23 protein-coding genes and 2 tRNA genes are annotated in these 22190 nt (G+C 55.5%); 13 read left to right on the top strand and 12 right to left on the bottom strand.

Going from position 1 to position 22190, the window contains the following annotated elements; translation table 11 throughout:
• Window positions 1-13: 13 nt before the first annotated feature.
• Both uvrC and uvrY read right to left on the bottom strand, forming a co-directional pair.
• Complete coding sequence (gene uvrC, locus AABB92_RS07640; RefSeq protein WP_031376085.1) at window positions 14-1846, bottom strand: excinuclease ABC subunit UvrC; 1833 nt, start codon at window positions 1844-1846, stop codon at window positions 14-16.
• Window positions 1839-2498, bottom strand: a complete 660-nt coding sequence (gene uvrY / locus AABB92_RS07645) for a UvrY/SirA/GacA family response regulator transcription factor (protein WP_031376086.1) — start codon at window positions 2496-2498, stop codon at window positions 1839-1841. Before uvrY ends, uvrC begins: the two co-directional genes overlap by 8 nt.
• A gap of 431 nt (window positions 2499-2929) precedes the next feature.
• On the opposite strand from uvrY, the gene AABB92_RS07650 reads away from it, so the two are divergent.
• On the top strand, window positions 2930-3154 hold the full coding sequence (locus AABB92_RS07650) for a DUF2594 family protein (RefSeq protein ID WP_031376087.1): 225 nt from the start codon (window positions 2930-2932) through the stop codon (window positions 3152-3154).
• A 32-nt stretch (window positions 3155-3186) separates the two neighbouring features.
• Here AABB92_RS07650 and AABB92_RS07655 read toward each other — a convergent pair whose 3' ends face one another.
• Together AABB92_RS07655 and AABB92_RS07660 are read right to left on the bottom strand one after the other, a co-directional pair.
• Window positions 3187-3798: an acyl-homoserine-lactone synthase gene (locus tag AABB92_RS07655; protein WP_031376088.1), complete on the bottom strand. Its 612-nt coding sequence runs from the start codon at window positions 3796-3798 to the stop codon at window positions 3187-3189.
• 122 nt (window positions 3799-3920) lie between these two features.
• Window positions 3921-4643 (bottom strand): autoinducer binding domain-containing protein, encoded by a 723-nt coding sequence (locus AABB92_RS07660; RefSeq protein ID WP_031376089.1) that lies wholly within the window; start codon window positions 4641-4643, stop codon window positions 3921-3923.
• 546 nt (window positions 4644-5189) lie between these two features.
• Between AABB92_RS07660 and AABB92_RS07665 the strand changes: the two genes are divergently transcribed.
• A complete protein-coding gene (locus AABB92_RS07665; protein ID WP_046288405.1) occupies window positions 5190-5864 on the top strand; it encodes a DUF4396 domain-containing protein in 675 nt (224 codons plus the stop codon).
• A gap of 1 nt (window position 5865) precedes the next feature.
• Here the strand turns inward: AABB92_RS07665 and AABB92_RS07670 are convergent, their stop codons facing one another.
• Window positions 5866-6561: an extensin-like domain-containing protein gene (locus AABB92_RS07670; protein ID WP_031376090.1), complete on the bottom strand. Its 696-nt coding sequence runs from the start codon at window positions 6559-6561 to the stop codon at window positions 5866-5868.
• A gap of 286 nt (window positions 6562-6847) precedes the next feature.
• Here AABB92_RS07670 and cycA point away from each other — a divergent pair, with 286 nt between their 5' ends.
• On the top strand, window positions 6848-8245 hold the full coding sequence (cycA, locus tag AABB92_RS07675) for a D-serine/D-alanine/glycine transporter (protein WP_031376091.1): 1398 nt from the start codon (window positions 6848-6850) through the stop codon (window positions 8243-8245).
• A 44-nt stretch (window positions 8246-8289) separates the two neighbouring features.
• On the opposite strand, the gene AABB92_RS07680 is transcribed toward cycA, so the two are convergent.
• Both AABB92_RS07680 and rutR read right to left on the bottom strand, forming a co-directional pair.
• A complete protein-coding gene (locus AABB92_RS07680; protein ID WP_031376092.1) occupies window positions 8290-9264 on the bottom strand; it encodes a metal-dependent hydrolase in 975 nt (324 codons plus the stop codon).
• Window positions 9265-9301: 37 nt separating this feature from the next.
• Entirely contained in the window at window positions 9302-9937 is a 636-nt protein-coding gene (gene rutR, locus AABB92_RS07685) for an HTH-type transcriptional regulator RutR (RefSeq protein WP_031376093.1), read from the bottom strand.
• A 307-nt stretch (window positions 9938-10244) separates the two neighbouring features.
• On the opposite strand from rutR, the gene rutA reads away from it, so the two are divergent.
• The 6 genes from rutA to rutG are packed head-to-tail and all read left to right on the top strand — an operon-like array spanning window position 10245 to window position 15207.
• A complete protein-coding gene (gene rutA / locus AABB92_RS07690) occupies window positions 10245-11336 on the top strand; it encodes a pyrimidine utilization protein A (RefSeq protein ID WP_031376094.1) in 1092 nt (363 codons plus the stop codon).
• Entirely contained in the window at window positions 11336-12058 is a 723-nt protein-coding gene (gene rutB, locus AABB92_RS07695; protein ID WP_031376095.1) for a pyrimidine utilization protein B, read from the top strand. Before rutA ends, rutB begins: the two co-directional genes overlap by 1 nt.
• Window positions 12059-12082: 24 nt before the next feature.
• The gene (gene rutC / locus AABB92_RS07700; protein WP_031376096.1) at window positions 12083-12478 is read left to right on the top strand and encodes a pyrimidine utilization protein C; all 396 of its coding nucleotides are present in this window, start codon (window positions 12083-12085) and stop codon (window positions 12476-12478) included.
• Window positions 12478-13287 carry a pyrimidine utilization protein D gene (gene rutD, locus AABB92_RS07705; protein WP_031376097.1) on the top strand — a complete coding sequence of 270 codons (810 nt, stop codon included), beginning with the start codon at window positions 12478-12480 and terminating at the stop codon, window positions 13285-13287. The genes rutC and rutD overlap by 1 nt, the downstream gene beginning before the upstream one ends.
• A 20-nt stretch (window positions 13288-13307) precedes the next feature.
• Window positions 13308-13823: an NADH-dependent FMN reductase RutF gene (gene rutF, locus AABB92_RS07710; protein ID WP_031376098.1), complete on the top strand. Its 516-nt coding sequence runs from the start codon at window positions 13308-13310 to the stop codon at window positions 13821-13823.
• A gap of 55 nt (window positions 13824-13878) precedes the next feature.
• Entirely contained in the window at window positions 13879-15207 is a 1329-nt protein-coding gene (gene rutG / locus AABB92_RS07715; protein ID WP_046288406.1) for a pyrimidine utilization transport protein G, read from the top strand.
• Here rutG and AABB92_RS07720 read toward each other — a convergent pair whose 3' ends face one another.
• Window positions 15208-16131: a DMT family transporter gene (locus AABB92_RS07720; RefSeq protein WP_046288407.1), complete on the bottom strand. Its 924-nt coding sequence runs from the start codon at window positions 16129-16131 to the stop codon at window positions 15208-15210.
• A 94-nt stretch (window positions 16132-16225) separates the two neighbouring features.
• Window positions 16226-16402: a con-10 family general stress protein gene (locus tag AABB92_RS07725; RefSeq protein WP_031376099.1), complete on the bottom strand. Its 177-nt coding sequence runs from the start codon at window positions 16400-16402 to the stop codon at window positions 16226-16228.
• Window positions 16403-16704: 302 nt separating this feature from the next.
• Between AABB92_RS07725 and wrbA the strand changes: the two genes are divergently transcribed.
• Genes wrbA through AABB92_RS07740 form a run of 3 tightly spaced genes read left to right on the top strand, consistent with a single transcriptional unit; the run spans window position 16705 to window position 18982 of the window.
• Complete coding sequence (wrbA, locus tag AABB92_RS07730) at window positions 16705-17304, top strand: NAD(P)H:quinone oxidoreductase (RefSeq protein WP_031376100.1); 600 nt, start codon at window positions 16705-16707, stop codon at window positions 17302-17304.
• 20 nt (window positions 17305-17324) lie between these two features.
• Window positions 17325-17555: a YccJ family protein gene (locus AABB92_RS07735; protein WP_031376101.1), complete on the top strand. Its 231-nt coding sequence runs from the start codon at window positions 17325-17327 to the stop codon at window positions 17553-17555.
• 53 nt (window positions 17556-17608) lie between these two features.
• The gene (locus tag AABB92_RS07740) at window positions 17609-18982 is read left to right on the top strand and encodes an NAD-dependent succinate-semialdehyde dehydrogenase (protein WP_031376102.1); all 1374 of its coding nucleotides are present in this window, start codon (window positions 17609-17611) and stop codon (window positions 18980-18982) included.
• Between the two features lie 65 nt (window positions 18983-19047).
• Here AABB92_RS07740 and agp read toward each other — a convergent pair whose 3' ends face one another.
• The 3 genes from agp to AABB92_RS07755 form a co-directional block, all read right to left on the bottom strand.
• Window positions 19048-20775 carry a bifunctional glucose-1-phosphatase/inositol phosphatase gene (gene agp, locus AABB92_RS07745; RefSeq protein ID WP_031376103.1) on the bottom strand — a complete coding sequence of 576 codons (1728 nt, stop codon included), beginning with the start codon at window positions 20773-20775 and terminating at the stop codon, window positions 19048-19050.
• Window positions 20776-21047: 272 nt separating this feature from the next.
• Window positions 21048-21135, bottom strand: a tRNA-Ser gene (locus AABB92_RS07750).
• A gap of 72 nt (window positions 21136-21207) precedes the next feature.
• Window positions 21208-21295 (bottom strand) — tRNA-Ser (locus tag AABB92_RS07755).
• Between the two features lie 220 nt (window positions 21296-21515).
• Between AABB92_RS07755 and yccA the strand changes: the two genes are divergently transcribed.
• Window positions 21516-22169: an FtsH protease modulator YccA gene (gene yccA, locus AABB92_RS07760; RefSeq protein WP_031376104.1), complete on the top strand. Its 654-nt coding sequence runs from the start codon at window positions 21516-21518 to the stop codon at window positions 22167-22169.
• Window positions 22170-22190: the final 21 nt, after the last annotated feature.

A 22190-nucleotide genomic window follows, 5' to 3' on the forward strand; every position in this document is an offset into this window, starting at 1 on the left:
CCCCGTTTCAATGCTAGTGTTTCAACGAGTAGTATATTTTTTCTGCCAGGGCGTGTGAGATACCCGGTACATTGGCGATCTCCTCCACTGATGCATTCATCAGCGGTTGCAGGCCCCCCATGTACTTAAGCAGTTGCTGACGCCGTTTCGGCCCCACTCCTTCGATGCTTTCCAGTGCGCTGGTGTTCTTTACTTTAGCGCGTTTTTTACGGTGGCCCGAGATTGCATGATTGTGAGCATCGTCACGAATATGCTGAATTACATGCAGCGCCGGGGCATCCGGCGGCAGAGAAACGCCCTCGCCTTCCGCTTCAAAGAACAGTGTTTCCAGTCCCGCTTTACGATCGCTGCCTTTGGCTACGCCCAGTAAAATCGGTCGGGATTTATCCCACGGCACATCCAGCTCGGCGAATACCTGTTTCGCCTGGGCAAGCTGTCCTTTGCCGCCATCGATCAGGATCACGTCCGGGATCTTGTCCTCTTCGATCGCTTTACCATAGCGACGGCGCAGCACCTGATTCATCGCGGCATAGTCATCGCCGGGCGTAATACCGCTGATGTTGTAGCGGCGGTAGTCGGCACGCAGCGGACCGTTCTGATCGAACACCACGCAGGAGGCGATCGTCTGCTCACCCATGGTGTGACTGATATCGAAACACTCCATGCGCGTGATCTTGTCGAGCTGAAGAAACTCAGCCAGAGCTGCCAGACGCTGATGAATCGTCGAGTGTTGCGATAACCGGGTGGTTAATGCGGTCGCGGCATTGGTTCGCGCCAGCTTCAGATAACGGGCGCGATCGCCGCGCGGTTTGCTCTGAATCGAGACCCGTCGACCAGCCAGCTCGCTCAGCGAGTCGGCCAGCAATTCGCGTTCTGGCAAGGTAAAGTCGAGCAGGATGTCGCCCGGCAAGGTGCGCGCTTCACTGCCCTGCAGGTAGAACTGTCCGACAAAGGTTTGCACCACTTCGGCCAGATCGGTATCCGCCGGCACTTTCGGGAAGTAGCTGCGGCTGCCTAACACTTTGCCCTGACGAATAAACAGTACGTGCAGACAGGCCATACCCGCCTCGTAAGCCACACCCATCACATCCAGGTCATCGCCCTGATTGGAGACAAACTGTTTCTCAGTGACCCGCCGCACCGCCTGAATCTGATCGCGCAGGCGGGCCGCTTCTTCAAATCGAAGTCCGACGCTCGCCTCTTCCATCCGCTTCACCAGCAGATTGAGGACCTGATCATCTTTGCCCGCCAGGAACAGGCGCACATAATCGGTTTGCTGGGCGTACTCCTCTTCACTCACCAGTCCGGCCACGCACGGCCCCAGACAACGACCAATCTGGTATTGCAGACAGGGACGTGATCGGTTGCGGTAAACGCTGTTTTCGCACTGACGGATCGGGAAGACTTTTTGCAGCAATCCGAGGGTTTCGCGTACCGCATAGCCGTTGGGGAACGGCCCAAAGTATTCCCCTTTCGCGTGTTTAGCACCACGGTGCATCGCCAGTCGCGGATGGGTGTCAGCGCTCAGGAAGATGTAGGGATAGGATTTATCATCGCGCAGCAATACGTTGTAGCGCGGCTGATACAGCTTGATGTAGTTATGCTCAAGCAGCAGCGCTTCGGTTTCGGTGTGGGTTACGGTGACGTCGATGTGCTGGATATTGCTTACCAGCGCTTCGGTCTTGCGGCTGCCGACCTGAGTGCGAAAATAGCTGGTCAAACGCTTTTTCAGATCTTTGGCTTTGCCAACATAGATGACGGTGCCTGAGGCGTCATACATGCGGTAGACGCCGGGCTTACTGGTCACCGTACTCAGAAAGGCTTTGGAATTAAAAACGTCACTCACTACTGATTAACGGCTCCGCATTATAGAGGCCATGTCGAATGGCCAGATGCGTTAACTCTACGTCACCGCTGATGTTCAGCTTACTGAACATACGATAACGGTAGCTGTTAACGGTTTTAGGACTGAGATTCAACTGCTCGGAAATTTCCGTCACCTTTTGTCCTTTGGTGATCATCAGCATAATCTGCAATTCCCTTTCCGACAAACAGCTGAAAGGTGATTCGGCTTTCTGCGGCTCAATCTGGCTCAGCGCCATCTGCTGCGCAATGTCCGAGGCGATGTAGCGTTGTCCGGCGTTAACCGAACGAATCGCGTTAATCACTTCCTGCGGCGCTGCCCCTTTACTGAGGTAGCCAGCGGCACCGGCCTGCATCACTTTGGCCGGTAATGGATTCTCGGTATGGATTGTCAGCATGATGATTTTGATGTCGGGATTGTAGCGCACGATCTTGCGTGTCGCCTCAAGCCCGCCAATGCCTGGCATGTTCATATCCATCAAAATCACATCGACCTGATTGGCACGACACCATTTGGCCGCGTCCTCACCACAGTTAACTTCTCCGACTACCACCAGACCTTTGACATCCTCCAGGATGCGGCGGATACCAGCACGGACCAGTTCATGGTCATCAACAAGAAGCACACTGATCAACGGGAAGACTCCAGAGGCTAAAAAGAGGAAGCAATTAACGATTTCAGGCGGTAATCATACCCGTTTTTACCTCAAAAGCACATCAACAAAGTAAAACTGTAGCGGCGATACCTGATTGAAAACCGATGATCATGCTTATCTGAGTCGCGGTGAAACCGCCACCTGTCCCACCTGAAAAATAAAATTAAAAAAGTTATTTTTCATTTACTTAAACAGAATTCGATGCGGAATTTATGTGGGTGTGTAACACCGTCAGGAACACCGTTAAGCGCTATGATAACTTTCCGCGATTGATTAGCCCTGCTGGATTGATAACCTTTTCGGCCAGAAGCGAACCGGCCCGATCAGCAACTTAATCGCCCTGTGGTATACTCACGCACTGCTGTACGGACGAGATTGCCGACACGTTGTTATTCACCAAGGAGAAAATCATGAGCGATGAAGACTTTGCAACTTCGCAGGAAGCGCGCAAATTAGCGGATGAAATAGCGGGTCTGAAAATGATGATCACGCTGATTCTGAAAGGCATGGGTCAGGCGGATGCCGGAAAAGTCATTATCAATATGGAACGCTACGTGCAGACGCTGGGCGATAAGCCGCAGGCGGAAGTGTTCAGCAACACCATTAAGCAGATCAAAGCGGCCTACCGCCAGTAAACGTTTTGCCCCCGGTTGCGGGGGCAAATTAGTTAGCTGTGTGACTGCCAGTTAACTGACACACCCAGCGACGGCAGTACTTCTTCCGGACTGAAACGCCGGGTGCCGCGATACTTCTCCGCCAGCGCAGGCTGCACCACCGGAATGCGAATCGCGAACAGATTATCTTCCGACAGGATCAAGCCCGGCGTCAGCGGCTCATACACCACCCGATGCTGCTCAAACATCTTCTCCAGCATCGGTGTGGCTGAACTGATGATGTACTCCATGCCATTCAGCTCTGCCAGCTGCACCGCGTGCCAGAGAATGTTCAGTGGCAACTCAGGATCCACCTCCAGCCGGGCCGAGAAGCGCGACATCTCCCACACCTTTTCATGGCTGAAGGGCAACACAATGCCTTCACTCTGTTCCGGTTCGAACCACGGCATAAGCCGGGCGCAGCCGCTGATCCCTTCCCGCGCATTCCAGGCAATCAGCCAGGTCACGTCTGAGCGATCGAAGCGATCGTATTCCTGTCCCGGCGTGCTAAGACGTGGCGGAATAGACCAGCCTTCGCCGCGCGCAAATACGCTATACCGGTAGCTGCCAAGTTCGGCAAGCAAAGAGGATGGCATATCCTTTAATTGCGTTTGAACTATTTTCATCATGCGCCTCTGACATCCCCATGTTTGCAATGATTTCTTTGCGCCAGCCTGGCAAAGCCCCGGCGCAGGGTAGACAACTGACCTGGACGAGGGAACTACTAAAACTGGTAGTTGCTTTTCGTCTAAATCAGCCCGACTGCTGCTGCATAACAGGCAATCTGGGTTTTATTGGAAACATTGAAACGCTTTTGCATATTTTTTTGGTGAAAGTTAACGGTATGTTCAGAGATGGATAAAATAAGTGAAATTTCCACCGCAGTTTTTCCCTCTGCAGTCCATTTCAAAATTTCCAGCTCGCGCTGACTAAACTCTTTTTTTAGTACCATCATTGCATCATCGCTAAAGCGTTCCAGCGTATCTAAGCTTAGCTCCGCTAAAAAGTGTAGTTTGACTTCCAGCTCAATGCGGCGCTGCTGAATAGGAAGCGGCTGTTGCGATGATATAGATAATATACCAATGACGCGATTTGGTGCCATTGCCGAGCAAGAAAAACCGCTACGCAGGCCGTGCTCTGCCGCCTCCTGCCACAGGTTACCGGCCTCGGTAAACTGTTCACGCGTCCAGACCATTCCCCGGCCGGGCCGCTGGCACTGTTCCAGCACCGGATCGACCGCGTAATAATTGTTCGCTTCATAATGCTTAACCCACTGCGTGGGATAACTGCTGTGTAAATGAATGCGCGGTCGGGTGAAAGGCACCGGATGCTGAATCAGGAAGGCAAAATAGTCGAAGCCTAATGATTCAGTAAAGCAGTGCAATAACGTCTTCAGCTCAGAAGAACAAGTTAATGCCCGAAATTTTTCTTCTGCGTCACCCCGCCAGGCGAAATAATCCCCGCTACTCATATTGCCTCGGCATTATTTTTACGCATTTGCGCATTATTATTCATTTTGGTTATTCAGATAAAAAATAAATTATCAGGAGTAAATTAATTTATTGTACAAACCGGCATCGCCACAATAAAGATGGCATTTAATTCTCTGAACCTCAGGCTCCCCACAACCGCCTTTCAACGTCAATATGAGGCCGTCCGGTGTAACTTTCAATCATCAGTGGAGAATAAGATTTTTCCGATGGAATTTCAATCATTGTGTTTCATTCGATTTTTTCAGCAGCGTTGCAAAAGTCTCAGTCCAGATAAAAAGTTATTTCCTGAGCGCCAGTAATTTATGGTTAAACAGCAGGTTAAATAGGTGCTGAATAAGCGAAGCGGTAAAGGTTGATGTTCAACATATTTTTCATCAGGTAATAAGCATACATTTCACTCTTGTAATCCTGAGACTACGCTTAATCTACGGTCACCGTGACTAACCGCTTAAGATCCGGGACGAAAACAGCCGTCAGACGCGCGTTTCAACACGACATGGATTAACCCGCCACGGGAGCATACGATGCTAAATCAGTGGGCTTTACTCTTTCTGGTGTCCGGCGTTTGCACCGCGCTGATGATTACCAAGGATATTTTCCTTTACCGTCAGCCGGGCAGACTGATGAACCTGATCTGGCCACTCACCGGGCTTTATCTGCCGTTTATCGGCTGGCTGGCCTGGTGGTATCTCGGCCGGATTCCCCGACATCAGTTAAAAGCAGCGTTACTGATTTCGCCCAAATCGTCCCGCTATCGTGGCTGGCAAGCGCTATTTATCGCCACCGCCATCTCAGCCGCCGCCTGTATTTTAGCTGAGGCGCTAACCTTACCAATTATCACGCTGCTGAACTATCTGAAAATACCGCTGTTGATCTGGCAACAGGCAGCAATTTCGCTGTTACTCTCTTTCCTGTTACTGCTGCTTTTTCAATTTTTCTCCCTGCCTCAACATGAAAAAAAATCATTCTGGCAGCGCTTGTCGCTGGCATTTAAACGCAGCGCCTTTCCGCTGCTGATCTGTCAGGCCGGCATTTTTTTCTTTATGGCGCTGGCCCTGAAATTTGTGCTGCATCAGCAGATCAATCCGTCGCGGACGCTCTTCTGGTTTATGCTGCAACTCGCGATGATGACTGGATTTGTTTTTTCGTGGCCAGCAAATCATTTCATAATCAAACGCGGTATTAATCCTGTTTTATGATTTATCGACAATACCCCGCGCCGCGCATGCCCAGATGAAAATGGGTGATATGAGCGGCGTTATAGTCGGGTCCCAGCGCATTGCCAAACACCTGGCAACCGCCACGCCATAGCGTATGCAGCATTGCGGCTTTGTCCGTAGGCTGCTGCCAGTGCTGGCTGACAGTAAGCCGCTGACCATTGGCCAGTTGAAAGCCGGTCACATCCCAGGCATCAGCCGTCGCATGTTCGCTCAATCGCCCTTCGGTCCGATGATAAATATTGCGACAGGCATAACTGCCGACGTGGCTAATCCGCACCAGCGGGCTCTGCATCTGTTGCAGGGTTTGTTCACGGCTGCGTAAGGCATACATGGTGCTGGCAACCGCCATTGGGCAGCTGGCAAGGAAACTGCTGCTCAGGCTGACCGGGCCAAATTTCTGGATACGCAACGGATCGGCAAGGGGACAGTTGCCCCGTAGCGGCGGTCTTTCGCTGAAGCTGACCCAGCCCGCCTGCTGCGCGCGCCGCATCACCGCCAGACAGGCGGCAGGATCGCCGGCCAGCCGTTTCATTTTGAGTTGCGTCATCCAGCCCGGCGGGTCGGTCACCGACAGCGGAATAAAAGGATTAAATTGCGGCGGCAGATGCTGTTTTAGCCAGGGTAAACTGACCCATCCCAGCGCAATCAACAGCAAAAACAGAATAAGCGTGCGCATAGTCCCTCTCGCAGCATGATGAATAACCAACAAAAAGTGTAGAAGTACAATCCCCGTCACGCCCTGAACCTGACACAACGTGATGAAAAATTACCCAGCCTGCCGCAGGATTAACCCGCGTAACGCTTTGCTGCCACCTGATTGAGCGGCAATGGTCACAATTGATAAAAAACCGTTACCGGCTTTAGGGTGACTTCCACTATCTTATGCCGGCTTGCCTTCGGGCGACGCCATTCAGTAACAGCCAGCAGAGCTGACACAACATCAAGAAAGGAAAGACAATTCCATGGTTGATCAATCTAAAGACGCGCCACTCGCGCAGGAAGGCCCGGATAAACTGCGGCGCAACCTGCATAATCGCCATATTCAACTTATCGCCATCGGTGGTGCTATCGGTACCGGCCTGTTCATGGGTTCCGGTAAAACCATTAGCCTGGCGGGACCCTCGATCATTTTTGTTTATATGATCATCGGCTTTATGCTGTTCTTCGTGATGCGGGCAATGGGCGAGCTGCTGCTGTCCAATCTTGAGTACAAATCATTCAGCGATTTTGCGGCTGACCTGCTCGGCCCCTGGGCGGGCTATTTTACCGGCTGGACCTACTGGTTCTGTTGGGTGGTGACCGGCATTGCTGATGTGGTTGCTATCAGCGCGTACTTCCAGCTCTGGTTTCCCGGCTTCTCGATCTGGATGAGCGCCCTGCTGTGCGTGGTGGTTTTCCTGACGCTCAACATTGCGACCGTCAAACTGTTTGGTGAGATGGAGTTCTGGTTCGCGATCATCAAAATCGTGGCGATTGTGGCGCTGATCATTACCGGCATTGTGCTGGTATCGATGCATTATCCCTCACCCGGCGGCGGCACCGCCTCGCTGAGTAATATCTGGGATCACGGTGGGCTGTTTCCAAAAGGGCTGAGCGGCTTCTTTGCCGGCTTCCAGATTGCGGTGTTTGCCTTTGTCGGCATTGAACTGGTCGGCACCGCCGCGGCAGAAACGCACGATCCACATAAAGTGCTGCCGCGCGCGATTAACGCCATTCCGCTGCGGGTTATTATGTTTTACGTGCTGGCGCTGATGGTGATCATGGCGGTGACGCCCTGGACCCGGGTGATGGCCGACCGTAGCCCGTTCGTTGAAATGTTTGTGCTGATTGGCCTGCCCGCTGCGGCCAGTATCGTCAACTTCGTGGTCCTGACCTCGGCAGCCTCCTCCGCTAACAGCGGTATTTTCTCGACCAGCCGTATGCTGTATGGCCTGTCGCAGCAGGGCGTGGCCAGCCGTGCCTTTGGCCGCCTGTCAGCGCGCGCGGTCCCGACCACCGGCCTGCTTTTCTCCTGCCTGTGTCTGCTGACTGGCGTAGCGTTGATTTATCTGATCCCGGACGTGATGACGGTATTCACCCTGGTGACCACCGTTTCCGCCATTCTGTTCATGTTCGTCTGGACCATCATCCTGTGCAGCTACCTGGCCTACCGTAAAAAGTACCCGCAGCGTCATGCCCAGTCCGGCTTTAAAATGCCAATGGGCAAGTTCATGTGCTGGGTTTGCATGGCGTTCTTCGCTTTCGTGCTGGTGTTGTTGACCCTGCAGGAAGATACGCGCCAGGCCCTGATGGTGACACCGCTGTGGTTTGCGCTGCTGACGATGGGCTGGCTGGTGCGCCGCCGCCGTCAACCACGCTAACCGCCTGCTGGCAATAAAAAGCCCGGTCTCTGACCGGGCTTTTTTTATAGCCGCTGAGACAGTGTCGAGAACACCGCCTGCAAAGTAGGCCGCTCCGACGGCAGCCGCTGTGGCTGTGGATCGGGCTGTTGTGGGCTACCGAGGTTAAAGGTAAAGGTGAAATCATCGCCTTCCCCCATCCGCAGATCGGCAATGGTAATCTGCCCGTTGCGTTCCGCCATCGCATAAAAACCGTGGCTGAACCACGCGACCCGCTCGGCATACCCGTTTCCCCGCAGCGCATCAAACAGTTCAGGATGACGGGGACGCCATACCACCTGCAGCGGACGCCGTGGCGACAGCAGTGACCAGTAAACCTCACCGTAGCGGTCCGGTGTCATCACCACGCTGCGCCACACCAGGCTGTTGAAGGCGGTCGGGGTCACCAGCACCTTATCGGTTGGGATCCCCTGCCGGACCAGCGCCTGCTTGATCTGCCCTGCCGCCACGCCCTGAATCGCCACGCTCCACAGCAGGTAGAGCGTACTCAGGGTCAGGCCAATCCGGTTCCAGCGTAGCCCGCGCTCACTGCGCCGCCACAGCGCCAGCGCCACGCCAATCAGCAGCGGCAGCGTATAAAGCGGATCGACGATGTAAATACTGCCAATCGCATAGGGATGATCGGTCAGCGGCAGGCCAAGCTGGGTGCCATACACCGTCATTAAATCGAGCAGCGGATGGGTAATCAGCGCCAGCCAGATGGCGGGCCACCATGCCGGCCATCTCACCCGGTGGCGGAACAGTCCGGCCACCAGCCAGGCGATCAGCGGCGATATCAGCGTGAGATAGAGCAGCGCATGACTTTCGGTACGATGCAGCGTCATATTGCGTATCGCATCGCCATGATCGATAAACACATCAAGATCGGGCAGGGTGCCGCAGACGGCACCGACCACTGCAGCCTGCCAGACCGGCACGCGTCGTCCCATTACCGCCACGCTGACCGCGGCACCCAGCACCAACTGCGAAACAGAATCCATGGTTTTACTCCGTGGCGAACGGTCGATCCGGCGTCAGTCAGCGCACCCGAATCCCTTCAATAATCATGCGCTGCACGTTGCTGACCGTCTGATCAAAAAAATCGGGATCGTTAAGCGTCTGACCGGTGACCGCCTCGACCTGACTGGCAAAATCGGCATAGTGCTGGGTGGTGGCCCACAGCATGAAGATCAGATGTTGCGGCTGGACACCTGCCAGCCGGCCTTCATCAATCCAGCGCTCAATAATCGCCGCTTTGTCATCCACCAGCTGTTTCAGATCGCCCGCCAGTTCACCTTTAAGCAGTGGTGCGCCCTGCAACATCTCCAGGCAAAACAGCCGCGAGGCCTGTGGGTGATCGCGTGATACTTCCAGCTTAAGGCGGATGTAGCGGCGAATCGCCACCAGCGGATCCTGATCGTGCGCCAGCGCCCGCAGCGGAGCCAGCCAGACATCCAGTATCTGTTTCAGCACCGCCACATACAGCGCTTCTTTAGAGGGGAAATAGTAGAGCAGATTGGTTTTAGAGACGTCAGCCCGTTCTGCCACCTTATCGAGGCTGGTGCCATGAATGCCAAACTGTGAGAAGAACGTCAATGCCGCCTCCAGAATGGCAGCACGTTTCGCGGCGACGGCACGCGAACGACGCGTTGGCTTTTTTTCATCGGTTTTCACACGTTTACCTCATCCCTCTTGTGTCAGCGCATCATAGCAAAGTGCTTCCGCCCTGCCCAATCCACCGCCTGCACCTTTTTCGCTCAGCCTGCATGGAAAATGTGCAGCGAATTTTGACCAAACGGTCCGAAATGGACCATCTGCTCTGGTTAACTCTTTCGGGTTAAGTTTAACCTGTTGTTATTTATTGCATTAAAAAAAGTGGCACACAGTTTGCAGAATTGTGACTGAGCGCAGCCCCTCAGGGATGAAGCAGGAAGCAGTGCCGCGCGTGAAATGTCCTCCCCCGACTGCATAGAGGTTTCACATGAAGATAGGCGTCTTTATTCCGATTGGTAACAATGGCTGGCTGATTTCATCCCATGCACCGCAATACAAGCCGACCTTTGAACTGAACAAAGCGATCGTGCTGAAAGCGGAGCATTACCATTTCGACTTTGCGCTGTCGATGATCAAACTGCGCGGCTTCGGCGGTAAGACCGGATTCTGGGATCACAACCTCGAGTCCTTCACCCTGATGGCGGGCCTGGCAGCCGTGACCTCTCGCATTGAGATCTACGCGACGGCGGCCACGCTGACGCTGCCCCCGGCTATTGTGGCGCGCATGGCCGCCACCATCGATTCGATTTCCAATGGCCGATTCGGCGTCAACCTGGTGACCGGCTGGCAGAAGCCCGAATATGAGCAGATGGGATTATGGCCGGGCGATGAGTACTTCGGCAGCCGTTATGCCTATCTGACCGAATACGTTACCGTGCTGCGCGATCTGTGGGGCACCGGCAAGTCTGACTTCAAGGGCGATTTTTTCACCATGAATGACTGCCGGGTCAGCCCGCAACCGCAGCGGCCGATGAAGGTAATCTGCGCCGGTCAGAGTGATGCCGGTATGGCATTTTCCGCCCAGCACGCCGATTACAACTTCTGCTTTGGTAAAGGCGTGAATACCCCTACCGCATTCAGCGCGACCTCCATGCGGATGAAGCAGGCCGCGGAAAAAGCCGGACGCGATGTCGGCTCCTATGTGCTGTTTATGATTATCGCGGCTGCGACCGATGAAGAAGCCCGCGCCCGATGGGAACACTACAAAGCCGGTGCCGATGAAGAGGCACTCTCCTGGCTGACCACCCAAAGCCAGCAGGACACCAAATCAGGCAGCGACACCAACGTGCGCCAGATGGCCGATCCCACCTCGGCGGTCAACATCAATATGGGGACGCTGGTCGGCTCTTATGCCAGCGTGGCGCGGATGCTGGATGAGGTGGCGCAGGTGGACGGCACCCATGGCGTGCTGCTGACGTTTGATGATTTCCTGCAGGGCATCGAAGACTTTGGTCAACATATTCAACCGCTGATGCAGTGCCGCAGTGCCCTGCTGGAAGCCCAACAGGAGGTGGCCTGATGAGTACGGTTTATTGCGCCCATACCCCAGACGTGCCGCAGATTGAGCTGCCGGCGCGTCCCGAACCGATCGCCTTTCCACCCAGCCAGAGCGCGCTGATTGTGGTGGATATGCAAAATGCTTACGCCACCGAAGGCGGCTATCTGGATCTGGCCGGGTTTGATGTCTCTGCCACCCAGCCGGTGATCGCCAGTATCGCACAGGCGGTGACCGCTGCCCGGGCAGCAGGCATCCAGATTATCTGGTTTCAGAACGGCTGGGATGCGGATTACGTCGAAGCTGGCGATGCCGGTTCACCCAATTTTCACAAATCGAATGCGCTGAAAACCATGCGCAAACGCCCGGAACTGCACGGCACGCTGCTGTCGAAAGGCAGCTGGGATTATGCGCTGGTGGATCAGCTGGTGCCGCAGCCGGGCGACATTGTGTTGCCGAAACCACGCTACAGCGGCTTCTTTAATACGCCGCTCGACAGCATGTTACGCAGCCGCGGTATCCGTCATCTGATCTTCACCGGCATTGCGACTAACGTCTGCGTCGAATCGACACTGCGTGACGGTTTCTTCCTTGAGTATTTCGGCGTGGTGCTGGAAGACGCGACTTATCAGGCCGGACCTGCTTTTGCGCAGCAGGCGGCCCTGTTTAATATCGAAACGTTTTTTGGCTGGGTGTCGGATGTTGCCACCTTCTGCGAGAGCCTGAAACCTGCCGATTCCCGCTGAGCGATTCAAAAAGGAGAAGTTGTTATGCCAAAAAGCGTGATTATTCCGCCGGGAACCACCACCCCCATCGCCCCTTTCGTGCCCGGCACGCTGGCCGACGGCGTGGTGTACGTTTCGGGTACGTTACCGTTCGATGCTGATAATAACGTGGTGCACGTTGGCGACGCTGCGGCACAAACCCGCCATGTACTGGAAACCATCAAGAAGGTGATTGAAACCGCCGGCGGCAGTATGGCGGACGTGACGTTCAACTCGATATTCATTACCGACTGGGCCAATTACGCGGCGGTGAATCAGGTCTATGCCGATTATTTTCCCGGTGATAAACCGGCCCGCTTCTGTATTCAGTGCGGGCTGGTCAAACCCGATGCGCTGATTGAAATCGCCAGCGTGGCGCACATCGGCAAACAGGAGGTCTGATGCAGCTGGATATCCTTGGCCTGCAGTCGCCGGATGCCCCGACGCTGGTGCTCTCTTCCGGTCTGGGTGGCGTGGCGGGCTTCTGGCAGCCGCAGCTGGCTGCCCTGACCGCCCGTTACCGGGTGGTGCTCTACGATCAGCGCGGTACCGGCCGCAGCGCCGATACCCTGCCGGAAGGTTACAGCATGGCAATGATGGCGGCAGAGCTGGCCGCCGCGCTGGCGCAGCAGGGAATCCTGCGTTTTAGCCTGATCGGTCATGCGCTCGGCGGGCTGGTGGGTTTGCAACTGGCGCTGGATTATCCGGAGCGGGTTGAACGGATAGTGGTAATCAATGGCTGGCTGACGCTGCATCCCCACACGCGCCGCTGCTTTCAGGTGCGCCAGGATCTGTTGCTTAACGTCGGCGTTGAAGCCTTTGTGCGTGCCCAGCCGCTGTTTCTCTATCCGGCTGAATGGATGGCGCAGCATCAGACCCGGCTGGAACAGGAAGACAGTCATCACATTGCCCATTTCCAGGGAATGGAGAACCTGATGCGGCGTCTGCACGCCCTGATGAGCGCTGATTTTAGCACTCGTGCCGCCGCTATTCCCCAGCCGGCGCTGGTGATCTGCAGTCAGGACGATCTGCTGGTGCCCTGGAGCTGTTCCGCTCAGCTGGCGGCGGCGCTGCCGAACGCCTCGGAGCAGGTAATGGCATGGGGTGGCCACGCGATGAGCGTAACCGATGCCGATCACTTTAATGCCCTGCTGGTGCAGTGGCTGGATGATACCGATGACGTGCAGCCACTGGCACGCGTCGCCGGGTAACCCTTTTTGTGGAGAACGCGATGAATCCGAATCATCTTGCGCCTGTGGTAGAGAAAACTGAGTTTCGTAACGCCATGTCGCGGCTGGGTGCCGCCGTCAATATCATCACCACCGAAGGTCCGGCCGGTCGTGCTGGCTTTACTGCCTCTGCGGTCTGCAGCGTTACCGATTCGCCACCTACCCTGCTGGTCTGCCTCAATCGTTCCGCCTCGGTCTGGCCGGTGTTCTGTGAAAACCGTCAGCTGTGCGTCAATACCCTGGCGGCAGGCCACGAAACCTTGTCCAACCTGTTCGGCGGCAAGACGCCGATGGCCGAACGCTTTATTGCTGCCGAATGGTCAACAGCGATTACCGGTTCGCCGGTGCTGAGCGGCGCAGTCGCCTCGTTTGACTGTCGTATCAGCCAGATTGTCAGCGTCGGCACCCACGACATTCTGTTCTGTGAGGTGCTGGCGCTGGTGCGTAACGACGATACCCACGGTCTGGCATGGTTTGACCGCGGTTATCATCCGCTTATGCGGCAGGAAGCCTGTTAATCCGCCAGCCTTCCGCAGGCCTGGCCCCGGCATTCATCACTTTCTGGAGTATACGATGGCACGTTCCTGGTTCCCGCAATGGCAAAAGAAGTCGGCACTGAGTGAAAATGGCATTATTGCCCCGGATGAAACGCTGCCGATGGGGCAAACGCTGATTCTTGGTTTGCAACATGCAGTCGCGATGTTTGGCGCAACGGTACTGATGCCGTTGCTGATGGGCCTGGACCCTAACCTGGCGATTCTGGTGTCGGGGATTGGCACCCTGCTGTTCTTTTTGATTACCGGCGGTCGGGTGCCCAGTTACCTTGGCTCCAGCGCCGCGTTTGTCGGGGTGGTGATCGCCGTGACCGGTTTCAGCGGTCAGGGACTGAACCCTAATCTCAGCGTTGCGCTGGGTGGCGTGATCGCCTGTGGCCTGGTTTATACCCTGATTGGGCTGGTGGTGATGAAAGCCGGTACTCGCTGGATTGAAAACCTGATGCCGCCAGTGGTGACGGGCGCGGTGGTGATGGCCATCGGGCTGAATCTGGCCCCGATTGCGGTGCATGGCGTATCCGGATCCTCGTTTGACAGCTGGGTGGCGGTAATGACGGTGCTCTGTATTGGCGTGGTGGCGGTATTTACGCACGGCATGATACAGCGCCTGCTGATCCTGATTGGGCTGATCGTGGCGTGGGCGCTCTATGCTCTGCTGACCAACGGGCTGGGACTGGGCAAACCGGTCGACTTTACGCTGCTGGCGCAGGCACCGTGGTTTGGTCTGCCGCACACCACCGCGCCAGCTTTTGATCTGCAGGCGATGGTGATGATCGTGCCGGTAGCGATCATTCTGGTGGCGGAGAATCTTGGTCACCTGAAAGCGGTGGCGGGCATGACCGGACGTAACCTTGACCCGTATATGGGGCGGGCATTTGTCGGCGACGGTCTGGCAACAATGCTCTCCGGCTCGATCGGCGGCAGCGGCGTGACCACCTATGCAGAAAATATCGGGGTGATGGCGGTGACTAAAGTCTACTCAACGCTGGCGTTTGTCGCCGCGGCGATCATTGCCATTCTGGCCGGTTTCTCGCCGAAGTTTGGCGCGCTAATCCACACGATTCCGGCGCCGGTAATTGGCGGAGCATCGATTGTGGTGTTTGGGCTGATTGCGGTGGCAGGGGCTCGCATCTGGGTTCAAAATCACGTTGATTTCAGCCAGAACAGCAACCTGATTATGGTCGCCACCACGCTGGTGCTGGGTGCCGGTGACTTTGCACTGAAGATAGGTTCATTTACCCTCGGCGGTATCGGCACCGCCACCTTCGGCGCCATTATCCTTAATGCGATTCTGCGCCGACGCGGCATGACCCTACCGGATAAGCCACTGGCGCGACAGGAGGGCTAACTATTCCTGCGATTCCTGCGGTGTGGTCGCTGGCTGCACCGCTTTCTTCCGTTTCAGCCGCAGCTCACTGACAATCACGCCGCAGACAATCAGCGCCCCGCCCAGCAACGCCAGGGCTGGCAAACGCTCACCCGCTATCCGCCCGACCACACCCGCCCAGACCGGTTCACCGGCATAAATCACCGTCGCCCGGGTCGGTGAAACGCTGCGCTGCGCCCAGTTCATCGTGACCTGAATTAAGGCGCTGGCTGCGCCAAGTCCCAGCGCGCTGAGCAGTAGCGGCGTCGAAAGCACCGGAACCGTTTCACCATTGGGGATCATCAACGCAAAAGCGCACAGTGATGCCACCGCCAGCTGTATCAGAGTAACCCGGCGGACATCAACCTGACCGGCATAGCGGCTGATTAAGATGATCTCGGCCGCGATCGCCAGGGTACTGAGCAGGGTCGCCAGTTCACCGGCGTTCAGGCTGATGCGGCCATCCTGCGGCCCGGCTACCAGCAACAGGCCGGTAAATGCCAGCACGATACCGATCCACGACATCAGCCCCGGCGGACGGCGTAAAAACAGCCATTGCAGCAGCGGTACCACCGGCACATAGAGCGCGGTGAGAAACGCTGACTGGCTGCTGGAGATGGTCTGCATTCCCCAGGTTTGTAAGCCGTAACCTCCGGCAATCGACAGGCCAATCAGAGTGCCGGCTTTAATTTCCAGCCAGCTGATAGCGGCCAGATAACGGCGGAAAAACAGTGCCAGCAGCAGCGCCGCCGTAGCAAAGCGCAGCCCGACGAAGAAAAAGGGACCGGAGTGTTGCATCGCACGGTGCACCACCAGAAAGGTGCCGCCCCAGACCATGGTGATAAACAGTAAAACCAGCTCCTGGCGCGTAAGGCGCAGGGATAAACCGCGGAGTGCGTCCGACATAATTCACCTGATGATGGATTCGGGCTTATTGTGCGGAGTGAACAGAGGAAAAGCAACGGCGTTGACCGCCGGTGTTTACCGGCGGAACTGAGGTTTATTCATCATCGGTTTTTTTACTGCTGCTGCGCCCCCCTTTTTCGCCAGCACGGGCAGCGCGTTGCGGATCGTTTTTGAAATTCCCGCCGCTGTTTTTACCGCCTTTCCGCCCCGCTTCTGCAGCACGTTCACGGTTTTCGGCGAAATTTCCTGAACCTCCACGATATGATGCCATGGTCTACTCCTGTCGCGTAACGCGATAAATGAGGAAAGAAAGCAACCTGTGGCTGACGGCAATAGCACCGCTTTCAGCCATGCTTAAAGAATAGCCAATTTCTGTTTTTGCTCCTGCGACAGTCACATTTAGCAACAGACTATTCACCCTCAGTTTGATTAAACAACGCACATTCTGTCGCCTTACAACCGATTGCCTGGCGGTTTATTACCCGACTGCCGAACGCCTGACCCGCGCTTCGCCCACGTGAAACGAAAGCTCTTCTATACTTTTCAGGACGTCAAACCGACCCGGAGAGATCAATGGCTAAGATTCTGGTGCTCTACTACTCAATGTATGGACATATCGAAACGATGGCGAACGCGGTTGCAGAAGGCGCTCGTCGGGTGCCTGGTGCGGAAGTGGATATCCTGCGGGTGCCAGAAACCATGGATGCCGAGCGCTTTGCGCAGGTGGGCGGTAAAACCAATCAGGCGGCTGCAGAAGCAACCCCTGAGGTGTTGACGCAGTATGACGCCATTATCGTCGGCACCCCGACCCGCTTCGGCAATATGTCAGGTCAGATGCGCACCTTCTGGGATCGCACCGGTGGACTGTGGGCATCGGGGGCGCTGCATGGCAAGGTCGGCAGCGTTTTCACCTCAACCGGCACCGGCGGCGGCCAGGAGCTGACGATTACCTCGGTCTGGACCACCCTGGCGCATCACGGCATGGTGATTGTCCCGATCGGCTACGGCACGCAGGAGTTGTTTGATATTTCCCGGACTCGCGGCGGTACGCCTTATGGTGCCTCTACCCTGGCGGGCGGGGATGGTTCACGTCAGCCCACGGAAGAGGAACTGAACATCGCCCGCTATCAGGGTGAGCACGTTGCCGGGCTGACCGTAAAACTGAAGGAATGATTTCATCGAAGGAGAACATTATGGCTACTGAACAAGCAAAAGCACATCACGTTGGCGAATGGGCCAGTCTGCGTCATACCTCGCCTGAAATCGCCGAGGCCATTTTCGAAGTGGCAAATTACGATGAGCGGCTTGCAGAAGAGATCTGGCGCCAGCAAGGCAGTGACGACGTGCTGATTCGCGCCTTTGAAAAAACCGATAAAGATGTCCTGACCTGGGATGACAAAACAGTAGAACGAAAAAACGTGTAATTCAGGGGCGGGAATTTCCCGCCTCGACTTTTTAACTGACCAAGGAGCACGCTATGTCTTCCTATCAAAGCATTAATCCCGCGAACAACCAGGTGCTGAAAAGCTGGCCCTCCCATGATGAGGCGGCCGTCAGCCATGCTCTGGAGGTCGCCGATCGCCTTTACCACTCAGACTGGAGCAAAGGCGATATTCAGCCGCGTCTGCAGGTGTTGCACAAACTGGCTGATCTGATTGATAGCCGTGCGGAAGAGCTGGCCACCATCGCCAGTAAAGAGATGGGCAAGCTGATTGGTCAAAGCCGCGGCGAAGTAAAAATTTGTTCGCAGATTGCGCGCTACTATGCTGAAAACGCCGAACGTATTCTGAAACCGCAGCCCTACCCTAGTGAACTGGGCGAAGCCTGGGTTGAGTATCATCCGATTGGTGTGCTGGTGGCGGTTGAGCCGTGGAACTTCCCTTATTACCAGTTGATGCGGGTGCTGGCACCTAACCTGGCGCTGGGTAATCCGGTGCTGGCGAAACATGCCAATATCGTCCCGCACTGTGCCGACGTGTTTGAAAAGCTGGTCCGCGAAGCCGGTGCGCCTGAAGGTGCCTGGACTAACCTGTTTATCTCGACCGATCAGGTTGCGGATTTGATTGCCGACGAGCGGGTTCAGGGCGTGGCGCTGACCGGTTCGGAACGGGCAGGCAGCGCAGTCGCAGAGCAGGCCGGTAAGCATCTGAAAAAGTCGACTCTCGAACTGGGCGGCAACGATGTTTTTGTCGTGCTGGATGATGCCGATCTCGATGAAGCGGTGCGTCAGGGCGTGCAGGCTCGCCTGAGCAACTGTGGTCAGGTTTGTACCGCTGCCAAGCGCTTTATCCTGCATGAAAAAATTGCCGATCGCTTTATCAGTCAGTTTAGCGCGGCGCTGAGTTCCGTCACGCTGGGCGATCCGCTGGATGAGAAAACCACGCTGGGCCCGCTTTCGTCCAGTGATGCGCGTGACCGTCTGGTGAAACAGGTGGACGAAGCCGTGGCGCATGGCGCGCAGCTGGTCACCGGCGGCAAAGCGGTCGCGGGCGTGGGCTGTTACTATCAGCCTACCCTGCTCACCGGTATTACGCCGGATAACCCGGCCTATTATCAGGAGTTCTTCGGCCCGGTTGCGCAGGTCTACGTGGTTGGTGACGATCAGGCTGCTATCGCGCTGGCCAACGATTCACACTACGGTTTAGGCGGCTCGGTCTGGACCCGCGATATCGCCCGTGGTCGCAAGCTGGCGTCAGCGATTGAAACCGGCATGGTGTTCATCAACTCGCAAAGTGATACCTCGGCAGAGCTGCCGTTTGGTGGGGTTAAACGTTCCGGCTATGGCCGTGAGCTGTCAGACCTCGGCATTAAAGAATTTGCCAATCAGAAGCTGGTGGTGGTCGCCGGCTAACCGGACGTCAGCCATAAAAAAACCCCGTTTCGACGGGGTTTTTTATTTTACCGCGGCAGGAAAACTTACTGCGCTGCCGTTGCCACTGATTTCGCGTCGTTGCTTTGCGCGGCGGTTGGGGCCTGGCTGGCTGTCGCGTTGTCGGCTTTAGCTTTTTCAGCCGCGGCTTTCTCAGCGTCTGCTTTCTCTGCTTTGGCATTCTCGGCCGCTGCTTTATCGGCTGCTGCTTTGTCTGCTTTGGCTTTTTCGGCTGCCGCTTTGTCAGCCGCTGCCTTATCTGCTTTGGCTTTTTCAGCGGCTGCTTTGTCCGCTTCAGCCTTCTCTGCTTTGGCTTTATCGGCGTCAGCTTTCTCTGCCTTCGCTTTTTCAGCGGCTGCTTTGTCCGCTTCAGCCTTCTCTGCTTTGGCTTTATCGGCGTCAGCTTTGTCGGCCTTCGCGTTGTCAGCCGGCTTATCGGTTGCGCTGTTAGCCGCTGCAGCAGCCGGTGCCGCATCGCTGTCAGGCTGAGCCGCTGCCGGTTTTGCTGCGGCCGCAGGTTGCATTGGGGTCCCCTGCAGCGCGCTATTTAACGCCTGCGAGAACTGATCCCAGCTGCAATAGCCATTCGCATCTGTCTGACAACCGGTCAGTTGCAGAGTAACGCGCTTCGGCGGATTTTTCAGGCTCAGTACATCGGCATCACGCAACTGATCGGCGGTCTGGTAAACGTACTCGACCTTCAGCAGATCTTTATCATTTTTGGCATCGTGCCAGCGCTCAAATACCACCTGACCGCCAATCGGCGTTTTTTCATAGGTATCAGGCAGCTCATACGGCTTCACCTGCAACGCACTCAGTAAGGAGGCGATGTTGGAGTCGTGGCCAACCATCAGGGTCACTTTTGGCGCATTGGCCTTGTCCTGATCGACTAACTGGCTACGGATGTAATCCACCAGCGGGGCCGCCACTTCCCGGGCAATCGTCGGGCTGGTGAACAGCGTATCCTGATAACCATTTTTAATCGCAGACAGCTCTTTCCACTGCTCAGGCGTTTTGATCTGGCCCCAGGCAACCTGATCCAGCGGGAAACCTTCATAATATTGCAGCGTAAAGGCATCTATCAGCGAGTTACCCACTTTTAACGGGCCACTGACGTTTGGTTCTTTGCCATTTTCCGCGCTGAAGCTGTTCTGGCCGCTGCTCAGATCACACTGCTTTTTGTTGTTACAGGCCGGAGAGGATTTGTAGTCAACGATCTTTTCCAGTCGCTGGAAAGCGGGCTTCAGCGCCAGCTTTCCATTAGCGGCAGCCATGTCAGCCAGCGCTTGCTTGTTGAACGCTTCGCTGCCATCGGTGATGACCGGATTGAAGATAGGATCCATGGTTCCCATCGCGTCCTGATGGGTGACGGCAACATCACAACCCGGGAAGGCACCATTCACAAAGAACTGGGCGGTGGCGACGGTACGCTGCAGGCTATTGGCGTAAACGAAGACGTTATTGCTATCAGGGCAGCTGCCATTCTGCACCAGACCCTGTTGCGCCAGCCACTGACGGGTGTAGTTACCCATGTAGATTTCCAGCACGCCGCCTTTGGTGGTCAGTTGTCCACCGGGCACATCCCATTGCGGCCAGCTTTTTTTAGTCGACTGCTCCAGCACGCTGCCATTATCCGCCAGCGGCGCACGCAAATTATGTCGACTTAACATCAGCACCTGTTGCAGTTGCATATCGCCATCAGCGGCGAAGGCTACCGTTCCGACAGGTAATGCTGCCAGCACTGATAATGCGCAAAGACTCAGTTTCTTGATCATTGTGCCTATTCCATTCATTCAGTAGAGAAACACTCTGGCTATCAACCGATTAGCTCGCCTCAGAGCGAAGTGCTAAACAGTGTAACCCAGCTCATCCAGGAAAATCGCCAGATGTTTACAAAAACAGTGAGTGGACTATAGCAGAGATGCGCCGGGCAGATGAACGCTGCCGCCCTCATCAGAAAGCTAAACGGGAGAATTTCGGAAATGCGGAAGACGGATCGCAGAAACAGAACAGGCCAGCACATTGTGCTGGCCTGTTCTGTAAAATGTGGCGGAGGAGGAGAGATTCGAACTCTCGGATGGTTTCCCATCGGCGGTTTTCAAGACCGCTGCCTTAAGCCGCTCGGCCACCCCTCCGTTTTGTAACATTACTGCATAAGCAAAATCATCATCAGACATTTTGCCGCTTTATCGCCTGAGCAGATAAAGTGGCGGAGGAGGAGAGATTCGAACTCTCGGATGGTTTCCCATCGGCGGTTTTCAAGACCGCTGCCTTAAGCCGCTCGGCCACCCCTCCGCAATGACGCGCACTATAAACATCCCGTTTAGCGATGTAAAGCATCGATCAATTCATTCGCCTGAAAAACAGTCAAATTGCTGTTATTCGATGTCAAAATCGCCACTCTGCTCAAAGAATTAGCGGAATAACGCGTAAAGAAGGGTAAAACGCCTTTTCCCTCATTATTGCACTGCGTATTCTCAGCGCATATTTAGTGTTCTGCTAAAAGGAGCGCAACATGGAAAGAATTGTTACTTCATCGCAGTCGTCACTGCTGACGACCCATAAGGTCCTGCGTAATACCTATTTTCTGCTCGGCCTGACGCTCGCCTTCTCGGCGGTAACCGCTACGGCCAGTACACTGCTGGCCCTGCCTGCACCGGGACTGATCCTGATGCTGGTCGGCTTCTACGGTCTGATGTTTCTGACGTACCGTCTGGCCAATAGCCCGATGGGTATTCTGGCCGCTTTCGCCTTTACCGGCTTTCTTGGCTATTGCCTTGGTCCTATCCTCAGCTCGTTCCTGACTGCCGGCATGGGTGATGTAATTGCGCTGGCGCTGGGCGGTACTGCGCTGGTGTTCTTCTGCTGTTCGGCATATGTGCTGACCACCCGCCGCGATATGTCGTTCCTCGGCGGAATGATGATGGCCGGCTTTGTCGTGCTGCTGGTGGCGGTTATCGCTAACCTGTTCCTACAACTGCCGGCGCTGCATCTGGCTATCAGCGCACTGTTTATTCTGTTCTCAGCCGGTGCGATTTTATGGGAAACCAGCAATATCATTCACGGCGGCGAAACGAACTATATCCGTGCAACGGTCAGCCTCTATGTCTCGCTGTATAACATCTTTATCAGCCTGCTGAGCATCCTCGGCTTCTCGCGCAGTAACTAACCGGTCACTGCCCGCGAAATC

It is taken from the genome of Pantoea brenneri (genome assembly GCF_038594305.1).
Taxonomy (GTDB): Bacteria; Pseudomonadota; Gammaproteobacteria; order Enterobacterales; family Enterobacteriaceae; genus Pantoea; species Pantoea brenneri.

Bases quoted from the DNA above. Each gene is read 5' to 3' on its own strand.
- AABB92_RS07650 (WP_031376087.1), top strand. From the start codon at position 2,930: ATGAGCGATGAAGACTTTGCAACTTCGCAGGAAGCGCGCAAATTAGCG.
- AABB92_RS07655 (WP_031376088.1), bottom strand. From the start codon at position 3,798: ATGAAAATAGTTCAAACGCAATTAAAGGATATGCCATCCTCTTTGCTT.
- AABB92_RS07660 (WP_031376089.1), bottom strand. From the start codon at position 4,643: ATGAGTAGCGGGGATTATTTCGCCTGGCGGGGTGACGCAGAAGAAAAA.
- AABB92_RS07665 (WP_046288405.1), top strand. From the start codon at position 5,190: ATGCTAAATCAGTGGGCTTTACTCTTTCTGGTGTCCGGCGTTTGCACC.
- AABB92_RS07670 (WP_031376090.1), bottom strand. From the start codon at position 6,561: ATGCGCACGCTTATTCTGTTTTTGCTGTTGATTGCGCTGGGATGGGTC.
- cycA (WP_031376091.1), top strand. From the start codon at position 6,848: ATGGTTGATCAATCTAAAGACGCGCCACTCGCGCAGGAAGGCCCGGAT.
- AABB92_RS07680 (WP_031376092.1), bottom strand. From the start codon at position 9,264: ATGGATTCTGTTTCGCAGTTGGTGCTGGGTGCCGCGGTCAGCGTGGCG.
- rutA (WP_031376094.1), top strand. From the start codon at position 10,245: ATGAAGATAGGCGTCTTTATTCCGATTGGTAACAATGGCTGGCTGATT.
- rutB (WP_031376095.1), top strand. From the start codon at position 11,336: ATGAGTACGGTTTATTGCGCCCATACCCCAGACGTGCCGCAGATTGAG.
- rutC (WP_031376096.1), top strand. From the start codon at position 12,083: ATGCCAAAAAGCGTGATTATTCCGCCGGGAACCACCACCCCCATCGCC.
- rutD (WP_031376097.1), top strand. From the start codon at position 12,478: ATGCAGCTGGATATCCTTGGCCTGCAGTCGCCGGATGCCCCGACGCTG.
- rutF (WP_031376098.1), top strand. From the start codon at position 13,308: ATGAATCCGAATCATCTTGCGCCTGTGGTAGAGAAAACTGAGTTTCGT.
- rutG (WP_046288406.1), top strand. From the start codon at position 13,879: ATGGCACGTTCCTGGTTCCCGCAATGGCAAAAGAAGTCGGCACTGAGT.
- AABB92_RS07720 (WP_046288407.1), bottom strand. From the start codon at position 16,131: ATGTCGGACGCACTCCGCGGTTTATCCCTGCGCCTTACGCGCCAGGAG.
- AABB92_RS07725 (WP_031376099.1), bottom strand. From the start codon at position 16,402: ATGGCATCATATCGTGGAGGTTCAGGAAATTTCGCCGAAAACCGTGAA.
- wrbA (WP_031376100.1), top strand. From the start codon at position 16,705: ATGGCTAAGATTCTGGTGCTCTACTACTCAATGTATGGACATATCGAA.
- AABB92_RS07735 (WP_031376101.1), top strand. From the start codon at position 17,325: ATGGCTACTGAACAAGCAAAAGCACATCACGTTGGCGAATGGGCCAGT.
- AABB92_RS07740 (WP_031376102.1), top strand. From the start codon at position 17,609: ATGTCTTCCTATCAAAGCATTAATCCCGCGAACAACCAGGTGCTGAAA.
- agp (WP_031376103.1), bottom strand. From the start codon at position 20,775: ATGATCAAGAAACTGAGTCTTTGCGCATTATCAGTGCTGGCAGCATTA.
- yccA (WP_031376104.1), top strand. From the start codon at position 21,516: ATGGAAAGAATTGTTACTTCATCGCAGTCGTCACTGCTGACGACCCAT.